The sequence below is a fragment of the Candidatus Hydrogenedentota bacterium genome, assembly GCA_018005585.1.
Lineage (GTDB): Bacteria > Hydrogenedentota > Hydrogenedentia > Hydrogenedentales > JAGMZX01 > JAGMZX01.
Window position 1 is genome coordinate 20,623 of the sequence record JAGMZX010000073.1, and the last position, 7,085, is coordinate 27,707.

Below are 7,085 nucleotides of genomic sequence, written 5' to 3' on the forward strand. Positions count from 1 at the left end.
CTGTCCAGGTGTGATATAACGGATACCGGGTCGAAAACCTGAACAGGACGAGGGGAAACGAAAATGAACGCGCGACCTGTCAATACGCTTGGGCTATGTCTTGCCATCGCTTCGATTCTGCTGCTGATGCCGGGGGCCGGGTATGCGGGCTTGTTCACCGTAACCACGCTGGCTGGGTCCGGGCCGGGGTCGTTGGCCCAGGCGGTGGCGGACGCCAACGCCAGCGGCGGCGACGACCTGGTCCAGTTTCAGGCGGGCCTGACCGGGATCATTACGGTCAGCGTGACGCTTGACGTGACGGAAGACCTCGGGATTGAAGGACCTGGGCAGTCGGCGCTGACCGTGAGCGGCGGGAACCTGGTGCGTGTTTTCCAGATTGGCGCGGGCGTGACATGCGTAGTCTCGGGCCTGACCATAGCGGACGGGCATGTCGAGTTGGGCGACGGTTCGGGCATCACCAATGCGGGCGAGTTGACGCTGACCGATTGTACGGTCACGGGAAATTCCGGCGGCGGCACGGGCGGCATTCATAACACGGGCACGCTGAACCTGATTGCCTCCACGGTCTCGCAGAACACGGCGCTGTACCAGACAACGTACTACCCCTGTGGCGGCATCTACAATTCCGGCACGACCAACCTGATTGACAGCCTCGTGGCGGATAACGACGCCGCCCGGGGCGCCGGCATACTGAACCATGGCCTGCTCAACGCCTCGGGGGCCACGATCTCCGGGAACGAGGGGCACGGAATAAGCGGGTTCGGCGCCGGCATCAACAATCTCGGCACGGTAAATCTGCTCGATAGCGCGGTTTCGGGAAATTCGGGCCTGTTCTCGGGCGGCGGAATCGAGAATGAGACCGGCGCCACGCTGAACGCCATCGGCAGCGTTATCGAGAACAATGCCGCGGGCAGCATGCCAAGCACGGGCGGCGGCCTGAGAAACGCGGGCACGGCCGCCCTGATCCGCTGCGCGGTGTCGGGCAATACCGGCGCCTCGTTCGGCGGCGGCTGCGAGAACTCGGGTGCGCTTACGTTGCTCAGTTGCACGGTGTCGGGGAACCAAGGCGGCATTGTGGGCGGTGGCGTGAGGAACTCCGGCGGCTCGTTTTTCGCCACGAATTGCACGATCTCCGGCAATGGCGCGCCCATCGGCGGCGGCGTCGCGTTTGAAGCCGGCGGCACGTGCGCACTGACCAACTGCACGGTCGCGCTGAACAACGCGTCGAGCAACGCCGGCGGTATCTGGGTCAACGGGACCTTCGGCGGGCCCGCATTTGTCGTTAATACCATCGTCGCGGGAAATACGGCACCCGCGGGCCCGGATGCAGACGGTACGGTTACCAGCAACGCGCACAACGTCGTCGGCGACCTCACCGGCAGCAGCGGATGGGATACGAATGGCGTCCCGCCGGACGATATCGTGGGCGTGGCCGTCGCGGATGTCGTCGACACCATACTGGCGGACAACGGCGGGCCCACGCTCACGCATGCGCTCGCGGATGGGAGCCCGGCGCTGGATGCAGGCGATAACGGAGCAATCGCAAATCCGCCGTTTGAAGGGCCGCCGTTCGAGGACCAGCGCGGCGCCGGTTTTGACCGGATAGTGAATGGCATCGTGGATATTGGGGCTTTTGAAGCGCAAGGCGGCGCCGAAGGCGAGGGCGAGGGCGAAGGGGAAGGCGAGGGCGAAGGGGAAGGCGAGGGCGAAGGCGAGGGGGAAGGCGAAGGCGATGTGGTCTATGTGGACAAGTCCAACACTTCAGGAACGGAAGATGGCCTGAGTTGGGCTACGGCGTTCACTGATGTCCAGCCTGCCATTGACGCAGCCGAGGCGCAGGGCATTCCGGAAGTCTGGGTCGCCGACGGACTCTATAACGAAGTGCGCGGCGCAGACGGCGCGGTCGAACTGGCCGCGGGCATCGCGCTCTACGGCGGGTTCGAAGGCGATGAGACGCAGCGCGACGAACGCACCCTGGGGCAGGACTTGACGATTCTCGACGGCGCGACATCGAACGCGGGCGCGCCCGCCGTGCATGTGGTGCTTGGCGCGGACGGCGCGGTGCTCGATAATTTCGTCGTGCGCGGCGGCCGCGGCAATTCCGGTGCGGGCATGTACAACCAGAATGTCTCGTTGACGGTCGCGAACTGCCTGTTCACGGACAACGCAGCCGTCTTGGGCGGCGGCGGCATTTACAGCCTCGCGTGCGACCTTGTCGAGGTGGAGAACTGCCGCTTTGCCGGGAACAGCGCGGAAGCAGGCGGCGCTGTCAAGGTCGAGGAGTCCGAAGCGCACCTGACCGGCTGCGTCTTCCAACAGAACAGCGCGGATTACGGCGGCGCGGTGTTTAACCAGCTTTCGCTGGCGGGAACCCTGCTCGAAGAGTGCGCGTTTACACAGAACGCCGCTGCCGAGGCGGGCGGCGGCGTGGCCAACCTCACCTGCGGCCCCGACATCGTCCGCTGCGTGTTCGAGGCGAACGACGGCGGCCCGTATGGGGGCGGCGTGTTCAATAACGGCGCATCGCCGCGCATCGAGGCGTGCGTGTTCCTTTACAATGAGAGCAGCGGTTCCGGCGGCGCCATCACGAACGCCTCTTTCGCCCGCGTGGCCGGCGTGAGAGCAACCAAAGCCTCCGCGCCTCTGATCATCAATTCGTACTTCGGCGGCAATGCCACGGACGGCCCGGGCGGAGCGGTTTTCAACTACCAGGCCGTGCCGGTTTTCGCCAATTGCACCTTTTACGACAATGCCGCGGCGACCACCGGTGGGACTTTGGCGAATCTGAACTCCGGCCCCACGGTGATCAACAGCATCCTGTGGTCGGGCGCGCCAGATGAGATTTTCGACAACGGCAGCGTCACGGCTGCCACGTACAGCGATATCCAGGGCGGTTTCCCCGGCGCGGGCAATTTCGATGAGGACCCGCAACTGGAGACGACGCCCGGCAGTACGACGCCGTACCGCATTGCGGTCACGTCGCCCTGTATCGATACGGGCGCCAATACGAATCTCGCGGAGTTCGGGAACATAACCACCGATATCGAAGGGAACGCGCGCGGTCTGGATGGCCCCGGCGCAGGCGGCGACGGCTCGAACTATGACATCGGCGCGTACGAGTACCCGAGCGGCGCCGAGGGTGAGGGTGAAGGGGAAGGCGAAGGTGAGGGCGAGGGTGAGGGTGAGGGTGAGGGTGAGGGTGAGGGTGAAGGTGAAGGTGAAGGTGAAGGTGAAGGTGAAGGTGAAGGTGAAGGCGAGGGTGAAGGCGAGGGCGAGGGTGAAGGTGAGGGCGAAGGGGAAGGCGAAGGGGAAGGGGAAGGCGAGGGCGAAGGTGAGGGCGAGGGCGAGGGCGAGGGTGAGGGTGAGGGTGAGGGCGAGGGTGAAGGTGAAGGCGAAGGCGAAGGCGAAGGCGAGGGCGAAAACCCGCTGCTTCATTGTTCGGATGAAACACTCTATGGACAGGAACCTTACGCGCCCGGCGACAGCGCGTGGTGTGCCGCGGATAGTGATGAAGACCTCCAGCACTATCGCTACGAAAACTATTCCGGGCTTGCCGCATCCATCACGGAAGTGCAGTGGTGGGGCACGGGCGACTGCAGTACACAAGATAAGTCATTCGTGATTGTCTTCCACGGCGAATATAACGGCGAACCCAGCGGCTTCCGAAGCCGGTACTCGGTTACGCCGTCGGTCACGCCGGTGGCGGGCCTCTACGGCGGGTCCGAACCTGCCTTCCACTACAGCGCGGTCCTGCCGCACCCGTGTCCGTATCGTGCAGGATGGATCAGCATTTACGCGGCTAACGACCCATGCACGTTCAATTGGATGTGTTCCCCCAATGGCGACGGCCTCTCGTATTACGGCACGGGCCTGAATCCATTGTATGCGCTTCAAACAACATCGATGAACCTGGCGTTCTGTCTGGGCGCCGTTGGCGAGGACTTCGCGGCCTGTCCAGCAGGGTCATTTTACAGCCAGCCGCTCGCGCTTCCCGAAGAACCCGGGAACGGCGCGCAAGAGAGCGACTTCGCGCGGCCCAGCATGAGCGCGGACAACTTCTCGGGTCTGACCGGCAGTATCCAGGGACTCTCCTGGTGGGGCACAGGCGAGAGCGGCAAGAAATTTCCTTGCGGCCCTATGGCGGAGTCTTTCTGGATCAAATTCTATCTGGATGAGGCGGGCCAGCCTGGGGCATTGCACGAACAGCACGTCGTGACGCCGTCCGTCGCGGAAGCCTACACAACGGGTCTTACGTTCCCGACGACCGTCTATCGTTTCGAAGCCATGCTGAACACGCCCTGTGAATTGTCCTCCGGGTGGCTTGCCGTCCAGGCGCTTGGCCAGTGCTGCTGTTTCTATCAGTGGTGCACTTCGGGCACGGGCGATGGCCTTTCCTATCACTACGAGAACTCGCAAGCGACTCCGGAAACGCTCGACTTCGCTTTCTGCTTCTTGTCCGGCGGCGGTGAAGGCGAAGGTGAGGGTGAAGGGGAGCCTTGCGTGGACGAATGGCACACGGCGGACCAGGACCATAGCAGCAAGACCGAATTGACCGAGTTGCTGCGCGTGATCCAGTTCTACAACTCCGGTGGATTCCATTGCGCTGCGAATCCCGGCGATACGGAAGATGGGTACGTGCCCGGTGCGGGCGCGGACCAGGCCTGTTGTCCCCACGACAGCGACTATGCGCCGTCGGGCCCGGACTGGCAGGTCAAGCTGACGGAATTGCTCCGGCTCATCCAGCTCTACAACTCCGGCGGATACCATGCGTGCCCCGGCGACGGGACAGAGGACGGGTTCTGTCCGGGGCCGTTTTAGAGGCGCCTCGTGTGGTCCTCTTCATAAGGCTAATGTGACATCTTGGCGCCGGGAGAAAGGACGCGGTCATGCGCAACCGATGGGCACTTCTCTTGGTCTTGGGTGCTTGGGGCGCGACAGCAGATGCGTGCGTGGTCGCACCGGCTGAAGTATCGCTGACCCAGCCTTACGGCGCCGTGTTTGGCGCCCGTCCCCGGGGGGATGAATACGCCGATTGGCTTGAGACCCTGGATGGCCACACCGTTGTCCGGTCGGACGCCGGTATCTGGGTATATGCCATCGAAGGGCCCGGCGGTGTCCTGGCCCCCTCGTCGCACGCCGTAGGCCGCCTCTCTGCCGCCGACTTGGCCCGGTTTCCCAAGCATCTACAGCCGCTCACCGACCCTTCTGTGCGCGAGCTTCGTGTCCCGCGGCAGTTGCCTCGGACGGCGGCAAAAACGCTTGTCTATTCGCAGCCGGTCTTGACCATTCTCGTGTCGTTCAACGACATCGCGCTCCAATATTCCGACTCGAGTTTCCAAAGCTTGATGTATGGCGCTGGCAACAGCGTGAAAGCCTTCTACCTCGAAAATTCCTATGGAAACTTCACCTTAGTGCCCGCGTACGAAAACGAAGGCGTTGGGAACGACGGCATCGTGGCGGTAAACGTGGGCTACGACCACCCCAACTTCGGCAACAGTTGGGGCCCGGCAACGTATCAACTGGTGGCGGACGCCCTTGACGAAGCGGATCCGTATGTCAATTACGCGACTTATGACGCAAACGCAAACGGCGCGGTGTCCGCACACGAACTCTCCATCATCCTGATTGTCGCCGGTTATGAAAAGGGCTATAGGGGCGCGCTCTCCAAGACTCCAAACGTATGGGCTCACAAGTATTTTATCACTCCCGTAACCCATGACGGCGTTACGCTGTCGCCTTATGCCATGGCCGGTGAACGACACGGCGAGACCGGCTTTCCAGACCACCAGTCGACCATCGGCGTTCCCGCACACGAATTGGGGCACCTTATGCTCGACCTCCCGGACCTCTACGATACCGACGGCACATCCGAAGGAATCGGCAGGTGGGGCGCGATGTCCTCGGGAAACTGGAATTACACGGGCGCCTACCAGGGGGACAGTCCGGCCCATTTCTGCGCGTGGTGCAAGGCCGTTACCGGCATGGTCGGCCCCTTGGATATGGATGAATCGGCCACGGGTGTCGTGGTGCAGCCCGCAAGCAGCCAGGCTTCCGTCAAGCGGCTCTGGATTGACGGTTACCGGTACCCCGCGGGCGAATATTTCCTGGTCGAGAATCGGCAGTTGTCCGGCTATGACGCCGGTCTTCCCGGCGCCGGCCTCTTGATCTGGCATATCGACCCATCCGTGTCAAGCAATGCGAACGAAGCGCACAAACTGGTGGACCTGGAAGAAGCGGACGACCTGAACGACCTCGATAACCTAACGAACCGGGGAGACACCGGGGACCCCTACCCGGGGAGTACCTCCAATACGACGTTCAACGATTCGAGTATGCCCGGATCGAAGGATTATAGCGGCAACAGCACCGGTATCGGCGTAGCCAACGTCTCCACCACGTCATTACCCGCCATAACCGCTGATTTCACGCCGCGAACAGGCGGCGTCGGCGACTGGATTGGCTACGACGAAAATGGGGTCACGAACGGGCTGGGATACGGACAACTCACGATATGGACCGCCCTTCGCTTTACGAACACGACGTCGATGGATACGTTGGACGGCGTTCAGGTCTACGTGAACGATGGCGCGTCGGCGACCATCGATTTTCATCTGTATGACAGCATCCCCGGTGGTAATTTGGGAACCCTGCTGCATTCGGAGACAGGATTCGCGGCTGTCCCCGGCTGGAACCGGTTCCTGCTTGCAAGCCCGCAGCGCTTTCCGTTGGCTGGAGAGCGGGTGGTTGTGCTGAAAATCGTGAACAACAGTTGGGGATGGCCCGCGGCCTACGATGGCACAGGTGCCCCGTCCGGACGCTGCTATGTCAGCAATACCGGCACGGGTACTTTCTTTGACATGAGCGGTTTCGGCGACCTCAATCAGCATGCCTTACTCAGCTTCACGGGGGGTGAGGGCGAAGGCGAAGGGGAAGGCGAAGGGGAAGGCGAGGGTGAGGGCGAAGGCGAGGGCGAGGGAGAGGGCGAAGGCGAGGGCGAAGGGGAGGGAGAGGGTGAAGGGGAAGGCGAGGGAGAGGGGGAAGGGGAAGGCGAGGGGGAAGGTGAAGGCGAAGGGGAAGGGGAAGGC

At 62.8% G+C, this 7,085-nt stretch carries 2 protein-coding genes; both read left to right on the forward strand.

From position 1 onward, the window contains the following. Positions 1 to 63 precede the first annotated feature (63 nt). The gene (locus KA184_13360) at positions 64 to 4,818 is read left to right on the forward strand and encodes a right-handed parallel beta-helix repeat-containing protein (protein MBP8130560.1); all 4,755 of its coding nucleotides are present in this window, start codon (positions 64 to 66) and stop codon (positions 4,816 to 4,818) included. Between the two features lie 131 nt (positions 4,819 to 4,949). After that, a partial coding sequence (locus KA184_13365; protein MBP8130561.1) for a M6 family metalloprotease domain-containing protein occupies positions 4,950 to 7,085 on the forward strand: 2,136 nt, incomplete at its 3' end.

Bases quoted from the DNA above. Each gene is read 5' to 3' on its own strand.
- KA184_13360 (MBP8130560.1), top strand. From the start codon at position 64: ATGAACGCGCGACCTGTCAATACGCTTGGGCTATGTCTTGCCATCGCT.